A 17,322-nucleotide genomic window follows, 5' to 3' on the forward strand; every position below is an offset into this window, starting at 1 on the left:
TCAAGCTAGGGCTCTCATATTGAAAGTCGTACTATTATGAGCTGAGGGTTAGTCCTTTAACCCTCCGTTATTGCATTTTACTTTTTGTCTTTAGCGTATTTAGCTGCAGATGCACCCGCGATACGGCCATAAGTAACGATATCGGAAATAGCATTACCACCTAAGCGGTTAGCACCGTGAACGCCACCTGTGACTTCACCTGCTGCATATAAACCATCAATAGGCTTGCCCGTTTTTTCACTCTTCACTTCGGCTTTAGTATCGATCACAACACCACCCATAGTGTGGTGAACTGCTGGCGCGATTTCGAGAGCGTAGAAAGGTGCAACAACTAATTCACGTGGTAAATCAGGACGTTCAAATTGAGCATCTTTACCTGATTTAACAAAGCCATTATAAGCTTTCACTGTTTTAGCGAGTTCGGCTGCTGGAATATCTAACTGTTTAGCCAGATCTTCAATTGTTTTGCCTTCTTTAACAATGTTCAGGTGCACATAGCCTTCGATAGCTTTTAAGCTCTTACGGATAGAGTCATCGAATACCAAATAAGCACTTTCGCCTTTTTGTTGCAGAATCGCGGCAGACGCTTTGTCACGGGTGGTGATTTCGTTCATAAAGCGGTTACCTTCACGGTTAACCACGATCGCACCGTTACCACGTACCGCTTCGGTGATCATTACACCACCAGCAGGTGAATAAGTTGGGTGAGCTTGAATAAATTCTAAGTCACGAGTTGCAGCACCCGCTTGCAATGCCACGTCTAAGCCATCACCTGTAGCACCTGGGTGGTTAGTCGCTTTAAAGCCTTTTAACTTAGGATCGTACTTAGCTACACGATCGTTATTTTTCGCAAAACCACCCGCTGCGATAACGACAGCGTCAGCTTTGACAACGTAATAACCTGTGTATTCACCCTTCACCAATACGCCGGTAATTTTACCGCTCGCATCTTCAAGAATACGTACTACACGGCTGTTTAAGCGGATGTCAGTACCACGTTTCACTGCATTGTCCCATAGAACTTGTGCTACGTGTGCACCCACGCCTGCGCCGCCTGTTGGACGGTGACTACGGTTAACACTTGCGCCACCCATACGACCTACGTCAGTCATATCGGCACCCATAGAGGTTAACCAATCGATAGAGTCTGATGAGTTGTTGGCTAAGGTTTTGACTAATTCAGGATCGTTAATATTGCGACCACCTTTCATTGTGTCGTCGATCATGATTTGTTTCTTGTCTGCGATACCTAGTTTAGCCTGTGGCTTAGTTTCTGCAGCGTTCATACCGCCAGCAGCAAGTTTAGTGTTTCCGCCTGGGATAGGTTCTTTTTCAAGCAGGATAACTTTAGCGCCTGCATCACGGGCTGAAACGGCTGCAGCAAGACCTGCACCACCTGAACCTATGATCACGACATCAGTGGTTTCTTTTGCGCCAGCGGCAATGGCTTTATCTTGAGCAGCTTTGTCTGCATCAACAGGCACAAACTTACGTTCCCACTTGCCACCGTAAGGCATATCGAAGCCGAAGCTGTGACAAGCATCGCAATAGGTGACTGATTTTTCATGACCTTTATGGCAGCTAGTACAAGCAATTTCGCCAATTAGGTGAGATTTATGGGGTGATACTTTATCTTTAGGTGCAGCGGCGGCCAGTTCTTTTAAATCACCGTGGCAGCTAACACACTGAGCATTTTCATGGGTAAGGTTGTCGTTGGTGACGCCACCTTTGTCTGATACGTGGCAGCTGTCGCAGCTACCCATTTCACCGTGAAAATCGGCTAGCACTTCTGGTGCTGCATAGGCAGTACCTGCCATAGCGCCAGAGATCAGCATGGCTAGTGCTGTTTTTTGAATCTTTCTTGTGAACATGATAGTTCCTCCGCCGTACATTCATCTACTTAATAAGGGTTATTCATCGTGGCGTGATATTTATTTTTTACGCAGCTCACGCACTGTTAGAGCATTCTCCATTTGCAAATTTAGCACTATCTAAAGAGGTATATGTGTGCTCAGATCACATAACCTTTGTTACAGCGAAAATAACATATTTAAAATGTGCAATCGGATGGGAAATATTAATGAAGTTGAGACTAATCACTGCTTCAATACGGTATAACATGCGTTAGTTAACATATTGAATGGATTGATTTTAACTTTATAAAATAAAAATGGTATGAATTATGGTTTTGGTAGCGTGTTTTATCTATTTGTATTTTATAGATATTATAATTTAATCTTGTATATTGAGGTGATGGCTTATTTATTTTTATGTCTTCTATAAATAATGTTATTTCAAAAGCCTTTATTGTATAAAATTATATTATCATTTTAATTAAATGTTACGCAATTGATTCTTAAGGGGTTGTAATGCACAAACAAGGCATATCTGAAAAACGTTTTTGGTTTCAACGTTTGAGTAAAACCAGTTTAAGGGCATTACATATTTTAGGGATAGTAGGTGTCGGTGGTGGCATTTTATTAGATGTAAATAAAGTGCAATGGTTGAGTTATTGGTATCTCGCGATGACGACGGGCAGCATATTAATGTTGTGGGAAATCGCACGGGATTGGCGCTGGCTGATCCAGCTTAAGGGAGTGTTAACTTTAGTAAAAATAGGCTTGCTTGGCCTGTTTGTGCCGCTGGCTCATTACAAACCTGAGCTGTTAATCGTGATACTTTTTTTGTCAGTTATCGTGTCCCATGGTCCTGCAGGGCTCAGGCATTATTCTATTGTGCATCGTCGGCAAATTGACTCGAAAAAAGAAATTAAGGGCTAATTGATATGTCTGTAACCCATACGTCAACTTTAACGCCTGCTGCGTTAATCACAGAGTTCGCTTGGCCTAATCCATTTGTGTCTAACTTAGCCTTGAGTTGTTTTGATGGACTTAAGGTGCTCGATCTCGCTTGCGGTTCTGGGCGTAATGGTTTGTGGTTTTTAGCGCGAGGGGCTGAAGTGACTTTTATCGATCGAGATTTGTCAGCCATGTCACACATTGATCAGGCTAATGCTTACAAATTACAAAGGGATTTAGAAGCTGAGGTAGGACCATTATTGCTGGTTGAAGAGTACGATATTGTCTTAGTATTTAATTATCTGCATCGCCCATTACTGCCACAAATTGCTAAGGCGGTTAAGAGCACAGGCCTTATTGTCTATGAAACCTTTACAACGCAACAGGCGCAGATAGGTCGGCCACGCAACCCAGATTTCTTACTTACTGAAAATGAACTCAAATCAGTGTTTGCTAACTGGCAATCTTTACATTACTTTGAAGGTCGATTATGTGATCCGCAGTCCACTCAAAGCAGTTATAAAGCCCAGTTGATTGCGCGAAAACCTACAACGTAAATTTATTGATTGAGACTCAGAGGTCGTAGGATGTTTCCCTATCCAGAGCAATATCGCATTGCAACGCCGCCGTTGACGACCGCCTTTATGGTGGCGTGGGCTTTATTCAGTCACAGCTTATTTTCCGATGCAAATCCTGTCGCACTCTATCCGTTGTTAGCGCTATTTCCCTTGGTGATTGGATTACACTTATATTTGATTTTGTTAGCAAAAGGAATGGGGCGACTCGATCAGTGTTTCTATGCCTTAGTGCATATCCCACTGGCATTTGTGGTGTGGACATTTACTATTATGCACGTGAATGGTAACGCTTTTTCTTAAATTCGCCTGACGTTTTAGAGAAAATAACAAAAAAAAGCGCCCTGATAATCAGAGCGCTTTTTTTGATTTTGTATTGCTAACAATTAGGCCGTGGTGTTGATGTTGTGGCCTGCATTGCCTACGGGTTTTGGCGCCGCAGCTGCAATTAAATCTACCGCGATTTTACCTTCGGCTTTTTGCTGCTCTTTGGCTAACTGAGCAACCTTAACGCCAATTGCACCATTTTCTAGATTTGGTGCGATAGCTTGGGTATTCAGTGAAATTGACATAACTAACCTCGATTGTAAGCTGGATCCCTTTATCGGCAAACCCACGGTTAACTTTAGTCGTTACACATGAATTTGCCAATTTGCAATTATTTTGCCTTGGCCGTGAGCAGTTTGCGGCCGATAACAATTATTGCTGTAACGCCTAGCGAGCCTAAAATCAATCCGAGTGCCAGGCTCACATTTTGCAGTGCTGTTGGGTCAATAACCAGTGCGATACCCATACCTAACATCATCACGCCTGACATAAGTTTCAGGGTTTGGCCTTCTTTTTCGGTCAACTTACGTTTGCCTAAGGTCGCACTGAAAACGATAACAATAATAGCCAGCGGGATCACATAAACAATATTGTATAAAACCAAATACATATAGCGTTCAATGTCTGGCAGATTGTGCATAGATAGCACACTGGTGTAGATCATTGGGAAGCCTGCGGTGCAAAGTAATTCATAGGCGTTGGCGAGGATAGCTAATACGGTAGAACCTATGAGTAACGCGCCTAAGTTACTGGAATTGGATAGTTTCCCCATGCGTTTTATTAGACTCGTACGATTTTCTGCCGACATCGATAGTGTCACTTCTCCCTTAGTAAAGAAGTAATCTTTGATATTGATGACTCCTGCGATCAAAGCTAAACAACCCGCTGCTAAAATGATCATACCGCCATCACTGCCTGCCCCCAGCAGTTGGAAGATGTTTAGCCATGCCGTCATAAACAGGAAATAGATAAAGCCGGAGAAGAATACGAAAATCCCGCCGACGAGTAACATGCGGCTGCGACTCTTGGCATTAACCATTATCGACAGTAAAAATAGCAACACAAAGAAGGCACAAGGGTTAAAAGCATCGACACCTGCGAGCACTAAGGTGAGTAACGGCAGAGACATAGTCTCAGGTGTCACTACTCCCACTAAAGGTAATTCAACGGGTTGAACTTCTGGCTCTGCAACGGGCTCGCTTAAGCTGGTGGCATCACAGGTACCTTCGCCAGTATCTGTGCCACAAGTGCCAAAGAGCGGTGCATCTGTTTGAGCGCTTGTGGTTGTGCTGGTGGCTCCTTTGGTGGGGAGGTCAGCGTCGCTCAGTTTACCGCCAAGGGATAAATAACAATTCTTCAGTCGATTGACTAAAAATTCACCCGTTACCGCTTCACTTGAATATCCCACAATGGCTTTTTCACAACTTGCCATATAGGGCACTGAGCGTGCTTCTGTACTGGTTTTGGAGGCGATATTTTGCCAAATATCCTGCACGCCGGGATCTGACACCCTATGGGATTCGAGTTCTATCCAAGGGTATTTTTGCGGTAATGAATCAATGAAGGGATGGGCCTCTGCACAGTGCGGACAGGTTTTTGACCAAAAGAAATACAGCTTAATTTTGAGCTCACCCTGATCATTCACATAATGCCAGGTTCGATCCGCTGAGCTTGAGGGTGTTGTCTCGGCCCAGCTCGGGATAGAAAAGGCAAAGAGGAATAATAGCGAGCAAAAGAGAGATAATTTCGATAGATATTTTGTCATAGCGCCTCCCACAGAGAGTGGGTTTAAGTATCGTCAAACGGTTCGATTATCTCTTACTCTACTTAAATCAATCATTTTGATTAAATTAGATATTAAGAAGTGTTAGTTAACTCGCGAATAATAATTTTTTGGGAACTGAAACCAGTTTATCTCCCTGTGAAATGGGGTGATGCACACTCACTCTCAGCTTGAGTCGTTATTGGCTAATAAAGAATAAAGCACCCGAGGGTGCTCTATTTCTGACGTTATCAACAGGTGTCGATGATGGGTTATGGTTAGCCTAGCGTTACGCCATTTACGCTAAGTTTCACGTCGATATTATTGCGCGTGGCGTTCGAGTATGGACAAACTTGATGTGCATGACGCACGAGGGCTTCTGCGGCTTCTTGCGGTAAATCTAAGCTGACTTCTAAGGCAACCGCTAATGCAAAACCACCGGCGTCATTGGCACTTATGCCAACAACCGCACTGACTGGCGCTTCGGTAATATCCACTTTGCCGATTTTTGCGACGTGCAAAACGGCGTTTGAGAAACAGGCGGCATAACCTGCGGCAAACAGTTGTTCGGGATTCGTGGCGAGACCGCTACCGCCCATGGCTTTTGGATAGGCTAAAGCGACATCCAGTAAACCATCATCAGTGCTGACTTGACCTTGACGACCCGCTTTTGCTGTGGCACGTGTTTCATAAAGTGTTTTCATAGTATCAGACCTTCTGAGGTTAAGGATTAAGTAAAATAATTTAAATTGCGCACAATTCAATTGTGGTAAACTATAATTCGATCTTTGGTGTGAATGCAAGTATATTGTGCACAATATATTTAATTTGTCGGATCTTCCTATGGCAACGCTTCAACCCAATACCCGTATTAATCCTGTTGATATGGCCGAAAATGCCAGCACAGAGAATGCCTTATGTCTTGAGAATCAAGTGTGCTTCTCACTTTATAGTGCTGCAAATGCTATGGTGCGTGCCTATCGCCCTTTGTTGGACAAATTAGATCTAACCTATCCGCAGTACTTAGTCATGCTAGTGCTATGGGAAGAGCAGGGGATTAGTGTCAAAACCTTAGGCGATAAACTTTTCCTCGATTCAGGCACGTTAACGCCATTGCTGAAGCGGCTAGAATCTAAAGGATTAGTGACTCGTGGTCGTAGCGAGCAGGATGAACGCGTGAGAGTGCTGGCCTTAACGCCTACAGGACTTTCCCTCAAAACACAGGCAAGTGAAATTCCTCATTTGATGCGTTGTAAAGTCGGCGGCGAGGCGAGCGAACTAAAAGCCTTAAAGGCCATGTGCGATCAAGCACTTAAGCAATTGCATGCCAGTATTGATTAAACTCTTATCGTCGAGATTTGATCTAAGATTAACTTATTGACATATTAACGCTTATTAGCGGTTCGACTGAGTGTAATGGGTTGTATGCTTGAGGCTCAGCGGGTCAGTTGTCTATTGAAGGTTAGCGAGAGTAAGTTATGGCCTGTTTCGATGTAGCCATTATTGGCGGTGGGATCAGCGGTGTCGGCATTGCCCAATATGCAGCAGCAGCGGGCTATTCCACCTTGCTGATTGAAAAGGGCGAAATTGGCGGCCAAACCTCAGCGAATTCCAGCAAGCTTATCCACGGTGGTTTACGCTATTTAGAAACCGGACAAATTAATTTAGTTCGCAAATCATTGCTTGAAAGGCGACATTTACTCAATCTTGCGCCATCACTTGTGAAAGCTGTGCCCTTTTATATTCCCGTGTACGACAACGGTCAGCGCAGTCCTTGGACCATTCGCGCTGGACTGAGTATGTATGCACTGCTGAGTGAATTTGATCCTTTAGGCCAATTTGTGTCAGTGCCTGCCGTGCATTGGCATCGTTTCAAGGGATTAAAACTCTCTGGATTAAAAGCCGTATTTCAGTACTGGGATGCGCAGACCGACGATAAATTGCTCACTCAAGCGGTGGCGCGCAGCGCGCAGGCACTGGGCGCTGAAGTGTATGCCGAGGCTGAATTTCTTGAGCTGGAACACAAGCGCGAGACCTGTGAGCTGAGTTTTAGCCACAGGGGCGAAATCCATAAAGCCGAAGCGAAGCTTGTGATTAATGCTGCAGGTCCTTGGGTAAATGCTGTTTTAAGCAAAGTCTTGCCCCCACTTGCGGGTGTTGAACTCGATTGGGTACAAGGCGCCCATGTGTTACTGGATATTCCTGCGCCCGATGGCATCTTGTACTTAGAGTCATGCTTCGATAAACGGGTAATATTTGTGATGCCTTGGTATGGTCAAACCTTAGTCGGCACCACAGAAACTGAATTAACTTCTTTAGATAAGCCGCCTGAGGCGACCGAATCTGAAATTAATTATCTGCTGGGGATCTACAAACATTATTTCCCACTAACGCCGGATATTGATGAGCTCAAGGCGCTAATAACCAAAACTTTCTGTGGTATTCGGGTCTTGCCTAAGCAAAATAGCCAAGCCTTTGAGCGACCGCGAGATACCTTAATGCAAACATCGATTTCCCATTCGCGAATACTCAGTTTATATGGCGGTAAGTTAACGACGTTTCGCAGTACCTCAGCCGAAGTGCTTGAATGGATTGAAAAGGCCATAGGTAAGCGGCAGTCTATTGCTGATGTTGATAAACTCACCCTATCTTGAGTGCGCCGTGAATTATGCACTTGATGCTGATTTGAATATGCTTCAAGGTGATTTTTACCTGTAAAACCGCTACAGTGTGGCGCTTTTTTACTGATATCTAGGATCTGCCGTGAATGCTGCTATTGTAAATACCGTCAAGCAATGTGGTTATTTTAACCAAGGTCAGTGCCTTTCTTGCCGGCATATACAACAGCCTATGGTGCAGCAAGTGGCGGTTAAGACTCAAACTTTACAGCAACTACTCGCGCCTTTTATCCCAGCTAATTTGCCCGATATTTTTCAGCCGCCGGTAATTGGCGAGGACAGCGGCTTTCGTAATAAAGCTAAAATGGTGGCCTTAGGCGCCGCCCATGCGCCTGTGTTGGGGATTGTGGGCCCAAGTGGCGAGGCGGTAGATCTTTGCGACTGCCTTTTATATCCATCTGATATGCAAGATTTATTACATCGCTTAACACGCTTTGTGCAGCAGGCTGGACTTCCTCCTTATCGGGTAGATAGAGCCAAGGGTGAACTTAAATTTATTCTGCTGACCCGCAGTCAAGTGCGTGGTGAATATCTACTGCGGTTTGTACTGCGGTCCACCAATAGTATCGAACGTATCGAACGTGAATTACCTGCATTATTAGCTGAATATCCGCAAATAAAAGTGGTGTCAGTCAATATCCAACCGGTTCATATGGCAATACTTGAGGGTGATGAAGAGATTTTCTTAACTGAGAATACTAGGCTTGAAGAACGTTTTAATCATGTGCCTTTGTTTATTCGGCCTAAGAGCTTTTTCCAAACCAATCCACACGTTGCGGCGCAGTTATATCAAACGGCCCGTGAATGGGTTGCCGAGTTTTCACCTCATTCGTTATGGGATCTCTTCTGTGGTGTAGGCGGTTTCGGACTGCACTGTGCATCCAAAGACATTACCCTCACAGGGATTGAAATTGAAGCTGAAGCGATTGCCTGCGCGCAAATGTCAGCGCAAATGATGGGGCTCGAAAACGTGCAATTTATGGCGCTCGATTCCACCGACTTTGCTAAGGGTAAAAGCGCTGCTGATAAGCCGGATTTGATCATAGTTAATCCGCCGAGGCGCGGTATTGGCGAGGCGCTATGCCAGTCATTAAGCGAGTTTTCCCCTAAGGCCATTCTCTATTCAAGCTGTAATCCGCAAACCTTAGCGAAAGATCTCGAACATATTCAAGGCTATCACTTAACCAAAGTGCAGCTATTTGATTTATTCCCCCACACGGATCACTTCGAAGTACTAGTCATGTTGGTGAAGGATTAATTTTTTAGCTCATCAATTTATCACTAAGCATTTGTGTTCAATCGCTTTACGACTCTTGAAGTCCGCTCAAACAATCATAAGGACTCTACCATGTGGAGTCTTTGCAATACTTTTATCTGCGCTGCTCGCGTGAAACTTCATCAAAGTGTCTTTTTAGTGGCATAATCTTCAGCACTTTATGCATTGATGGACGGCGATTTATGCTACAGATTTTCCTACGCTTTTTTACCTTGGGCTTGATGAGTTTTGGCGGGCCTGCGGCGCACATTGGTTATTTTCGCCAGACCTTCGTAAATGAACTCGGTTGGCTCGATGATAAGCGTTACGCCAGTCTGGTTGCCTTAAGCCAATTTATGCCGGGGCCAGGGTCGAGCCAAGTGGGCTTTGCCATTGGTTATCAAAGAGGCGGGTTTGTTGGCGCGCTTGCTGCTTTTGCCGGTTTTACACTACCTTCCTTTATTTTGATGTACTTACTGGCAGTAACAACGTCGGCTTGGCTCGCTAATCATTATGTTCAAGGGATGATTTACGGGCTTAAATTAATGGCCGTCGTTGTGGTTGCCGATGCCGTTCTCGCCATGTTTAAACAGTTCTGCCAACGCAAATCCGCACGCCTATTAATGTTAGTCAGTACTGCTGCAATTTTGATTGCGCCATCTATGTGGACGCAAATCCTTTTGTTACTTGGCGCCGCCACTATCGGCATCTATAAATTGACTGCGAGCCAAGATGACACAGTAGCGCTGGCACCGATTCGATTGAATTACTTCTATTTGTTGCTCTTTTTCGTGTTGCTCATCGGCAGTTTTTTTATCGTGGATTTAGGCTCTGAAGCTTGGATCTTCGGTGAGTTTTATCGTGTAGGGAGCTTAGTATTTGGTGGTGGTCATGTCGTACTACCTCTGCTAGAAACAGCGGTGGGCGATACCATAGGTGGCGATCGTTTTCTGACAGGTTATGCCTTTGCCCAAGCAGTGCCAGGACCTATGTTTACCTTTGCGACCTTTTTAGGCGCTGAAGTGATGTTAGATAAGCCCTTCATGGGGGCTTGCATCGCAACAGCAGCCATTTTCTTACCCGGTTTTTTACTCATGCTGGTGGGGTTGAAAAGTTGGCATGCGATTGCCGCAAGACCAAAAATTGCTGGTGCGATAGCGGGAGTGAATGCTTGTGTTGTTGGCTTACTTGCCGCAGCACTTTATCAACCCGTGTTTTCTCAGGCGGTATTCTCAGGTAAAGATATGGCCTTGGTATTGCTCGGTTTTGGTGCATTAAAGTTATTTAAACCACCCATGCTACAACTGGTATTAGGCTTTAGTGTATGTGGTGTGCTGCTTAATATGCTTTGAACTGAGTCGTTATTAATCGAATGTTTATTGAGCAAGATTAAGATTTTGTTACTTTAAGCGCATAGAAATACAACAATCTTAGCTATACTCCGAAGATACAAGTTGTAATCCTTTGGAGCATTCAAGTATGTCTAAGTTGAGTTTGCGCAATAAATTATTATTGCTATCGCTATTTCCTTTGATCCTCGCATTATTGGTGTTGATGTCGGTTTCTTATTATGTCGAGCAAAATGCGCTTGCCGATGAGGTGGTTACCTTTAGATCTAAGCTCGTCGGTGAACGTAAACAACAAATTAAAGAAGCTACCGAAATTGCCGCTGGTATAGTGAATTACCAATTATCGTTAAAAGAACAAGGGAATGTGAATCAAGCGCTAAGAGACATACGTTTTGGCAGTGCGGGTTATTTCTTCATGTATGACTCTCAAGGGAAAAATATTTTTCATGCCCTAATACCGAGTTTAGAAGGGCAAAATAAAATGGATATGACAGATCCTCGCGGCACTAAAATTATCGTCGGTCTGCTCGATGCCGCTAAACGTGGCGATGGTAGTTTTTCCTATTACTATCAAAAACCTAATACTAATGAACAGATTGAAAAAATCAGTTACGCCATGATGATCCCTGGTACTGACTGGATGTTAGGTACTGGGGCATATATCGATGATATTGAAGCTGTTGTTGAAGATTATCGCGAGACAGTGACTGAGCAAATGGCAGAAAAATCCTTCGCGATTTTGCTGATAGCGCTTTTCCTTACGGGTATTACTGGCTTTATCATTATGATTGCCGCCCACCGTATGGTCGTGCCAATCAAGAATATGGCCGATAACTTAAATGATATTGCTAAGGGCGAAGGGGATTTAACCAAGCGACTTACCGTAAAAGGTGAAGACGAAATTGCCCAACTTGGGCGCTCCTTTAACCTCTTTGTCGATAAACTTCAGCATATTATCGGCGATGTTGCGACTGCGACGGCAAAAGTAAAAACGGCAGCCAATGCGATTCATGATCAAACTAAAGTCATGTCGAGCCAGTTGGTGAGTCATAACAATGAAACCGATCAGGTGGTGACTGCAATCACTGAGATGTCCTCCACTGCGAACGAAGTGGCTAAGAATACCACTCAAGTAGCCGAAGCGACTCACGCTGCTACTGGTGATGTGGCAAATGCTCAGCGCTGTGTTGATGCTTCGCTTGAGGAGATTGCGTCTTTAATGTCGCAAATCAACAATGCGGCAGGCAGTATAAAATCACTCAGCGAGCAATCACAGAAGATCAACAGCGTGCTTTCTGTCATTGGCGGTATTGCCGAGCAAACTAATCTATTGGCATTGAACGCCGCCATCGAAGCGGCCCGTGCTGGTGAACAGGGTCGTGGATTTGCTGTGGTCGCCGACGAGGTGCGTAATTTAGCCAGTCGAACTCAAGCCAGCACGTTAGAAATCAACGAGATGTTATCGGCACTGCATAAGCTAGTGACCCAAGCCGTGAAAGCCATGGAAGAGAGTCAGCAAAGCTGTGTACGTTCGGTGGATTCTTCTCGCACGATTTCCGATAGTTTAGGTTCAGTCACTTCAGCGGTAACGGCGATTAATGATATGAGTACCCAAATTGCGGCCGCGGCGACAGAGCAAAGCTCAGTAACCGAAGAAATTAACCGTAACGTGTATGCCATCCAAGAGATTGTAAACGAGCTGCTTCATTCCAGCGAAGATGCCGCTAGGATCAGTATGACAGTCTCGGAAGAAGGCATTAACTTGGGCAAGTTAGTGGGCCAGTTTAAGATTTAATTGCAGCAATCTTGATTAAAAACGGGAGACTTAAAGTCTCCCGTTTTTATTTGGCTTATTTACCTTTTTGAAGAGCACTTAATCCATCTACTTTAGTCAATTCAGCCTAGTCAGTTCATTCTAATCAATTTTCTCGGCAACCCGTTCAACCCTTACCGAGCAGACCTTATATTCAGGGATAAAAGCGACAGGATCGAGCGCATTGATGGTGAGTTTATTCGCCGCAGCTTCCACAAAGTGGAAGGGCAGGAATAGCACGCCAGCTTGGGCTCTTTTCGTCACAAAAGCGTCGATTTCAATTTCACCGCGGCGGGTAGTGAGTTTGATTTTATCGCCATTGCCTATGCCGAGTTGCTCGGCGTCATAGACTGAAATCATTACCTTAGGCGAGCCGAGTAAGTCGAGTCCGGCCGTTTTACGGGTTAAGGTGCCTGTGTGGAACTGTTCCAGTAAACGTCCGGTCGAGAGGGTGAGCGGGTACTCACTGCAGGGCATTTCTGCGGGTAAGCGATAACTCACTGGCGTGAACTTACCTAAGCCGCGGGTGAATTGCCCTTGGTGCATAATGGGAGTGCCAGGATGAGCTTCATCTGGGCAAGGCCATTGAATACCTTGGGGAATTTTACCGTCAACTCCAGTGCTTAATCGCTGCCAAGTAATGCCGCGATATTGTGGTGTCAGCTGATTGATTTCCTGCCAAATCGCTTCTTCATTAGGGTAATCCCAAGCGGCACCCATCGCATTGGCAATGGCTTGGACAATTTGCCAATCGGGCCGGGCTTCACCTGGCGGTAGCAGGGCTTGTTCGAGTCGCTGCACTCGTCGTTCAGTATTAGTGAAATGACCGCGTTTTTCGACAAAGGCTGCGGCGGGCAGAACCACGTCGGCAAGCTCGGCGGTTTCGGTGAGGAAGATGTCCTGCACCACTAAAAAGTCGATTGCATTAAGCGCCCTAAGCACATGGGCTTGATCTGGGTCGCTTAATACGGAGTTTTCGCCCATCACATATAAAGCCTTGATTTTCCCTTTGGAAATATCATGCATCATATGGGTGGCGGTCACGCCAATTTCTCCCGATAACGGCGTTTGCCAATGTGCCTCGAAACGCATTCTGGCATGAATGTCGGTGACTTTTTGGTAACCACTGAAGAAGTTAGGCAGTGCGCCCATGTCACAGGCACCTTGCACATTACTTTGTCCCCGCAGTGGATTAATCCCCGCTCCTTCAACTCCAATATTGCCGCATAGAAGTTGTAGATTAGATATGGCGGTGACATTGTCGTGTCCCGTCGTGTGCTGGGTAATGCCCATAGCATAGTAGATTGCGGTTTTATCGGCCGTGCCTATGGTACGGGCGATGCGGGCGATATCTTCGGCTTTAACGCCGGTTATCAAGGCCGCGTTTTCTAGACTGTAATCTGCTTTTGCGAGTTCAGCATAGAGAGCATCCACGCCTTCGGTGCGTTCAGCGATATAACTTTTATTCTGCCAGTTGTTGCGGATAATTTCCGCCATAATCGCATTGAGTAGCATGACGTCTGTGCCGGGTCTGTGGGCGACATAAAGCTGTGCACTGTCGGCAATGGCGACACGTTTAGGGTCGGCCACCATTAATCTTGCGCCATGCAAAGCCACGGCTTGCTTAATTTTCGAGGCGATTATCGGGTGAGCACTGCTGGTGTCTGAGCCTATGATAAAAATCACATCCGATGCTTGAATGCTTGGAATGTCATTGGTCATTGCACCACTGCCGATACTTTGCTGTAGCCCAGTGACAGTGGATGAATGGCACAGACGGGCGCAATGGTCGATGTTATTGGTGCCGAGTATGCTTCTGACAAATTTTTGCAGGAGGAAGTTTTCTTCATTGGTGGCTTTTGCCGAGGCCAAGCTTGCCAGTGCATTGCTGCCATGTTGCTGTTTTATTTGCTGTAAATGTTCGGCCACATAGGCGATGGCTTCAGGCCAACTACTTGGCGTGAGCTGGCCATTTTTACGAATGAGTGGCGTGGTGAGGCGTTTTTCACTGTGAATAAAATCGAAACCAAACCGGCCTTTCACACACAACATGCCTTGGTTTACCACAGACTCTTTATTGCCCTCGATATGACGGATCTGATTCGTGCTGGTATCGATTTTAAGGTCAAGCCGACAGCCTACGCCGCAATAGGTACAAATCGTTGAGGCGGTTTTGAGTGGCGTTTCATCGCCTTGGCGTTTATCCCGCGCATCGACGAGTGCGCCTGTTGGGCAAACCTGCACACAGTTACCGCATTGCACACATTTGCTATCGGCCATGCTAGCGCTAAAGCCGACTCTCGGTGCGCGGCGCGCGGCGGTTTCGCTTATGTCTTGCGGCAGTGCTTGATAGGAATCATGGGCAAATTGAATCGCACAATGGCCACTCTGCAACTGGCACACATCGACGCACTTACCGCAGCTAATACAGCGGTTTGCATCAAATTGAATGAACGGACTCGATTTATCGACCGAAAACTTACGCGCGCTTTGGGTGCTGAGTGACTTAGGTTCGACATGGTAGTCGGTCGCATAGTCCCTTAATTTACAATCCGTATTGGCTTGGCAGGCGCATTCGAGGCAGCGCGCAGCTTCTTGCATGGCGGCATCGGGAGCAAAGCCTAGCTCGACTTCGCCGTAATTGAGTAAACGTTGCACCGCGTTCAATTCGGGCATGGTTAAACGGGCTTTACGTGCGACAGAGGGGTAGAGCTCGGTAGTTGGCAAGCCTTGTTTTATTGTGTTACCGACTGCTTTTGATGAATTAAATTCAGTGGCATGCAGCTCACAGCTTAGGCCTTGTTTGAGTAATTTATCTATGGCGATGGCGGCTTTATGGCCATCGCCTATGGCGGCGACTGCGGTGGCAGGACCGCGGCGCGCATCCCCCACCACGAAGAGTTTTTCAACCCCTGATGACATAGTGTGCTCGCAGCCAATAAAGGTATTCCAGCGGCTGAGAGCGAGTTCACCATTACTTAAGTGGCTCGCGGGATCTTGCATAAAACTCATATCGGGAGTTTGTGATACTGCGGCTATCACAGTATCAAAATCTTGGGTAAAGGTTTCACCAGTATCAACGGGAGCGCGTCTGCCAGAGGCATCGGCTTCGCCGAGTGCCATCTTAGCGAAGGTGACAGAATGTACTCTACCTTGCACATCGCTATGGTTTTCAAGCGGATTGGTTAAAAAATGAAACTTCACCCCTTCGACTTCGGCCTCATGTACCTCGTAAGCTTCGGCTGGCATTTCTGCGCGGGTGCGACGGTAAATTAGGGTGACATCGCAACCTTCACGCACTGCTGTGCGGGCGCAATCAATAGCGGTATTGCCACCACCAATGACGGCGACTTTCTTACCTAAAACAAGAGTCTTTTCGAGACAATGATCTTTTAAGTAATCGACACCTAAGTAGCAACCCGCGAGTGTGCTGCCGGGATAATCCATAGGCACAGCTTTTTGGGCGCCAATGGCGAGACAGACGGCATCAAAATCTTCAACTAATTGATTTAAATGTATCTCGTGACCGAGACGTGTTTCTGTGTGGATGGTTAACCCGTTATGGCACAAGAGTTCGATTTCTTTATCGAGTATCGCCTTAGGTAAGCGATATTCAGGAATGCCATAGCGCAGCCAGCCACCCGCCTGTGGCATAGATTCGAATATCTCAACGCTATGGCCTTGGTTTGATAAGTAATATCCGGCACTTAACCCTGCTGGACCCGCACCGATAATGGCGACTTTTTTGCCCGTGTCGGCTTGGCGTGGTGGCACATAACTCATGCCCCCATTTTCGCCATCAGCTAAGTCGAGATCGGCGGCGTGGCGTTTTAATTGACGTATGGCAATGGGCTCATCGACGAGTCCGCGGCGACATTGTGCTTCACAAAAAGCAGGGCAGACACGGCCAATGGAGAGTGGCAGTGGCAAAGTTTGTTTAATGACTTTAACGGCTTCAGTATGGTTGCCTTGGGCGATGTGATACAGGTAACTCTGCACATCGACGCCCGCAGGGCATGCTTGTTGGCAGGGGGCTTCGCAATCGGCAAAATGATCACTCAAGATTTCAGTCAGCGCTTGTTTGCGTTTTTGACTTAAAAATTCAGACTGAGTTATGACTCGCATGCCGACGGTGGCGGACGTTTCACAGGCGCGTACGCAGCGCAAACTGGCGTCGGAATTCTCAATCTGGACGACACATAAATTGCAGGCTTGCTTGTCTGCATGTTCGTGAACGCCTAATTGCTGCGAGGCTGCGCTGGGATCACATAAGCTGGGTATTGCTATGCCAGCAGCATGCGCCACTTGCAGTAGGTTATCGGTCGGATTCACCGACAACACTTGGTTATCAATTTGAAGTTCTATCATCCCATGGCCTTTTTATATGTAGGGTGCTTAGCTGCTATAGCGCGGGGCTGCAGGCTTAGGTTGTTTCGAGTATACCTAGACAGCTTTAGAAGACGCTTATGGGCGAGTGAAGTTTACTGCAAAATTGCAGCTTGAATCACAAACCCGCCCAGACTGTGCGCTGGTGAATGTTTGTTCTGATTTAGTCGTGATAGGGTTGGCGTTATCAGGCCTTTTTAGTTGTGTTTCCTTTGATATTATGTGGATTTTTTAGGCAGGAGAGCGCTTGTGTGTCAGCCATTGGCCTCGCGCATAGCACTATCTTGGCTAAATTTAAGTAAGATCACAGTCTTAACTCATTGCTTTTTGTTAGTCTCGGCTTTAGTGCTGTGGTCTTTTAGCTTGGAAAATAATCCTT

13 protein-coding genes are annotated in these 17,322 nt (G+C 46.0%); 8 read left to right on the forward strand and 5 right to left on the reverse strand.

Going from position 1 to position 17,322, the window contains the following annotated elements; translation table 11 throughout:
* Positions 1–77: 77 nt before the first annotated feature.
* Positions 78–1,871: a fumarate reductase flavoprotein subunit FccA gene (gene fccA, locus HUB64_RS15300; RefSeq protein ID WP_113939829.1), complete on the reverse strand. Its 1,794-nt coding sequence runs from the start codon at positions 1,869–1,871 to the stop codon at positions 78–80.
* A 498-nt stretch (positions 1,872–2,369) separates the two neighbouring features.
* On the opposite strand from fccA, the gene HUB64_RS15305 reads away from it, so the two are divergent.
* The 3 genes from HUB64_RS15305 to HUB64_RS15315 are packed head-to-tail and all read left to right on the forward strand — an operon-like array spanning position 2,370 to position 3,676.
* Positions 2,370–2,780, forward strand: coding sequence for a hypothetical protein (locus HUB64_RS15305; protein ID WP_105250071.1), 411 nt, complete (start codon positions 2,370–2,372; stop codon positions 2,778–2,780).
* Positions 2,781–2,785: 5 nt separating this feature from the next.
* Positions 2,786–3,355: a bifunctional 2-polyprenyl-6-hydroxyphenol methylase/3-demethylubiquinol 3-O-methyltransferase UbiG gene (locus HUB64_RS15310; RefSeq protein WP_173246555.1), complete on the forward strand. Its 570-nt coding sequence runs from the start codon at positions 2,786–2,788 to the stop codon at positions 3,353–3,355.
* Between the two features lie 30 nt (positions 3,356–3,385).
* On the forward strand, positions 3,386–3,676 hold the full coding sequence (locus tag HUB64_RS15315; RefSeq protein WP_105250069.1) for a hypothetical protein: 291 nt from the start codon (positions 3,386–3,388) through the stop codon (positions 3,674–3,676).
* A gap of 83 nt (positions 3,677–3,759) precedes the next feature.
* Here the strand turns inward: HUB64_RS15315 and HUB64_RS15320 are convergent, their stop codons facing one another.
* From HUB64_RS15320 to HUB64_RS15330, 3 genes are all read right to left on the reverse strand, one after another.
* Positions 3,760–3,945 carry a hypothetical protein gene (locus HUB64_RS15320; RefSeq protein WP_028759392.1) on the reverse strand — a complete coding sequence of 62 codons (186 nt, stop codon included), beginning with the start codon at positions 3,943–3,945 and terminating at the stop codon, positions 3,760–3,762.
* 86 nt (positions 3,946–4,031) lie between these two features.
* Positions 4,032–5,465 carry a cytochrome C biosynthesis protein gene (locus HUB64_RS15325; RefSeq protein ID WP_173497334.1) on the reverse strand — a complete coding sequence of 478 codons (1,434 nt, stop codon included), beginning with the start codon at positions 5,463–5,465 and terminating at the stop codon, positions 4,032–4,034.
* A 275-nt stretch (positions 5,466–5,740) separates the two neighbouring features.
* Positions 5,741–6,166: an organic hydroperoxide resistance protein gene (locus tag HUB64_RS15330; protein WP_173246549.1), complete on the reverse strand. Its 426-nt coding sequence runs from the start codon at positions 6,164–6,166 to the stop codon at positions 5,741–5,743.
* 181 nt (positions 6,167–6,347) lie between these two features.
* On the opposite strand from HUB64_RS15330, the gene ohrR reads away from it, so the two are divergent.
* The 5 genes from ohrR to HUB64_RS15355 all read left to right on the forward strand — a co-directional run bounded on the left by ohrR (position 6,348) and on the right by HUB64_RS15355 (position 12,539).
* Positions 6,348–6,803, forward strand: a complete 456-nt coding sequence (gene ohrR / locus HUB64_RS15335) for a hydroperoxide resistance transcriptional regulator OhrR (RefSeq protein WP_251071080.1) — start codon at positions 6,348–6,350, stop codon at positions 6,801–6,803.
* Positions 6,804–6,940: 137 nt separating this feature from the next.
* The gene (locus HUB64_RS15340) at positions 6,941–8,116 is read left to right on the forward strand and encodes a glycerol-3-phosphate dehydrogenase/oxidase (protein WP_173497335.1); all 1,176 of its coding nucleotides are present in this window, start codon (positions 6,941–6,943) and stop codon (positions 8,114–8,116) included.
* A 109-nt stretch (positions 8,117–8,225) separates the two neighbouring features.
* On the forward strand, positions 8,226–9,398 hold the full coding sequence (gene rlmC / locus HUB64_RS15345) for a 23S rRNA (uracil(747)-C(5))-methyltransferase RlmC (RefSeq protein WP_173246540.1): 1,173 nt from the start codon (positions 8,226–8,228) through the stop codon (positions 9,396–9,398).
* A 200-nt stretch (positions 9,399–9,598) separates the two neighbouring features.
* Positions 9,599–10,747: a chromate efflux transporter gene (chrA, locus tag HUB64_RS15350; protein ID WP_173497336.1), complete on the forward strand. Its 1,149-nt coding sequence runs from the start codon at positions 9,599–9,601 to the stop codon at positions 10,745–10,747.
* Positions 10,748–10,874: 127 nt separating this feature from the next.
* The gene (locus tag HUB64_RS15355; protein WP_113939838.1) at positions 10,875–12,539 is read left to right on the forward strand and encodes a methyl-accepting chemotaxis protein; all 1,665 of its coding nucleotides are present in this window, start codon (positions 10,875–10,877) and stop codon (positions 12,537–12,539) included.
* Positions 12,540–12,659: 120 nt separating this feature from the next.
* Here HUB64_RS15355 and fdhF read toward each other — a convergent pair whose 3' ends face one another.
* A complete protein-coding gene (gene fdhF / locus HUB64_RS15360; RefSeq protein ID WP_173497337.1) occupies positions 12,660–16,925 on the reverse strand; it encodes a formate dehydrogenase subunit alpha in 4,266 nt (1,421 codons plus the stop codon).
* Positions 16,926–17,322: the final 397 nt, after the last annotated feature.

The sequence above is a fragment of the Shewanella sp. ISTPL2 genome, assembly GCF_013283205.1.
Taxonomy (GTDB): Bacteria; Pseudomonadota; Gammaproteobacteria; order Enterobacterales; family Shewanellaceae; genus Shewanella; species Shewanella oncorhynchi.

Coding starts and splice junctions, on each gene's coding strand:
- HUB64_RS15315 (WP_105250069.1), top strand. CDS start 3,386: ATGTTTCCCTATCCAGAGCAATATCGCATTGCAACGCCGCCGTTGACG.
- HUB64_RS15325 (WP_173497334.1), bottom strand. CDS start 5,465: ATGACAAAATATCTATCGAAATTATCTCTCTTTTGCTCGCTATTATTC.
- ohrR (WP_251071080.1), top strand. CDS start 6,348: ATGGCCGAAAATGCCAGCACAGAGAATGCCTTATGTCTTGAGAATCAA.
- HUB64_RS15355 (WP_113939838.1), top strand. CDS start 10,875: ATGTCTAAGTTGAGTTTGCGCAATAAATTATTATTGCTATCGCTATTT.
- HUB64_RS15340 (WP_173497335.1), top strand. CDS start 6,941: ATGGCCTGTTTCGATGTAGCCATTATTGGCGGTGGGATCAGCGGTGTC.
- HUB64_RS15305 (WP_105250071.1), top strand. CDS start 2,370: ATGCACAAACAAGGCATATCTGAAAAACGTTTTTGGTTTCAACGTTTG.
- HUB64_RS15310 (WP_173246555.1), top strand. CDS start 2,786: ATGTCTGTAACCCATACGTCAACTTTAACGCCTGCTGCGTTAATCACA.
- fccA (WP_113939829.1), bottom strand. CDS start 1,871: ATGTTCACAAGAAAGATTCAAAAAACAGCACTAGCCATGCTGATCTCT.
- HUB64_RS15330 (WP_173246549.1), bottom strand. CDS start 6,166: ATGAAAACACTTTATGAAACACGTGCCACAGCAAAAGCGGGTCGTCAA.
- chrA (WP_173497336.1), top strand. CDS start 9,599: ATGCTACAGATTTTCCTACGCTTTTTTACCTTGGGCTTGATGAGTTTT.
- HUB64_RS15320 (WP_028759392.1), bottom strand. CDS start 3,945: ATGTCAATTTCACTGAATACCCAAGCTATCGCACCAAATCTAGAAAAT.
- fdhF (WP_173497337.1), bottom strand. CDS start 16,925: ATGATAGAACTTCAAATTGATAACCAAGTGTTGTCGGTGAATCCGACC.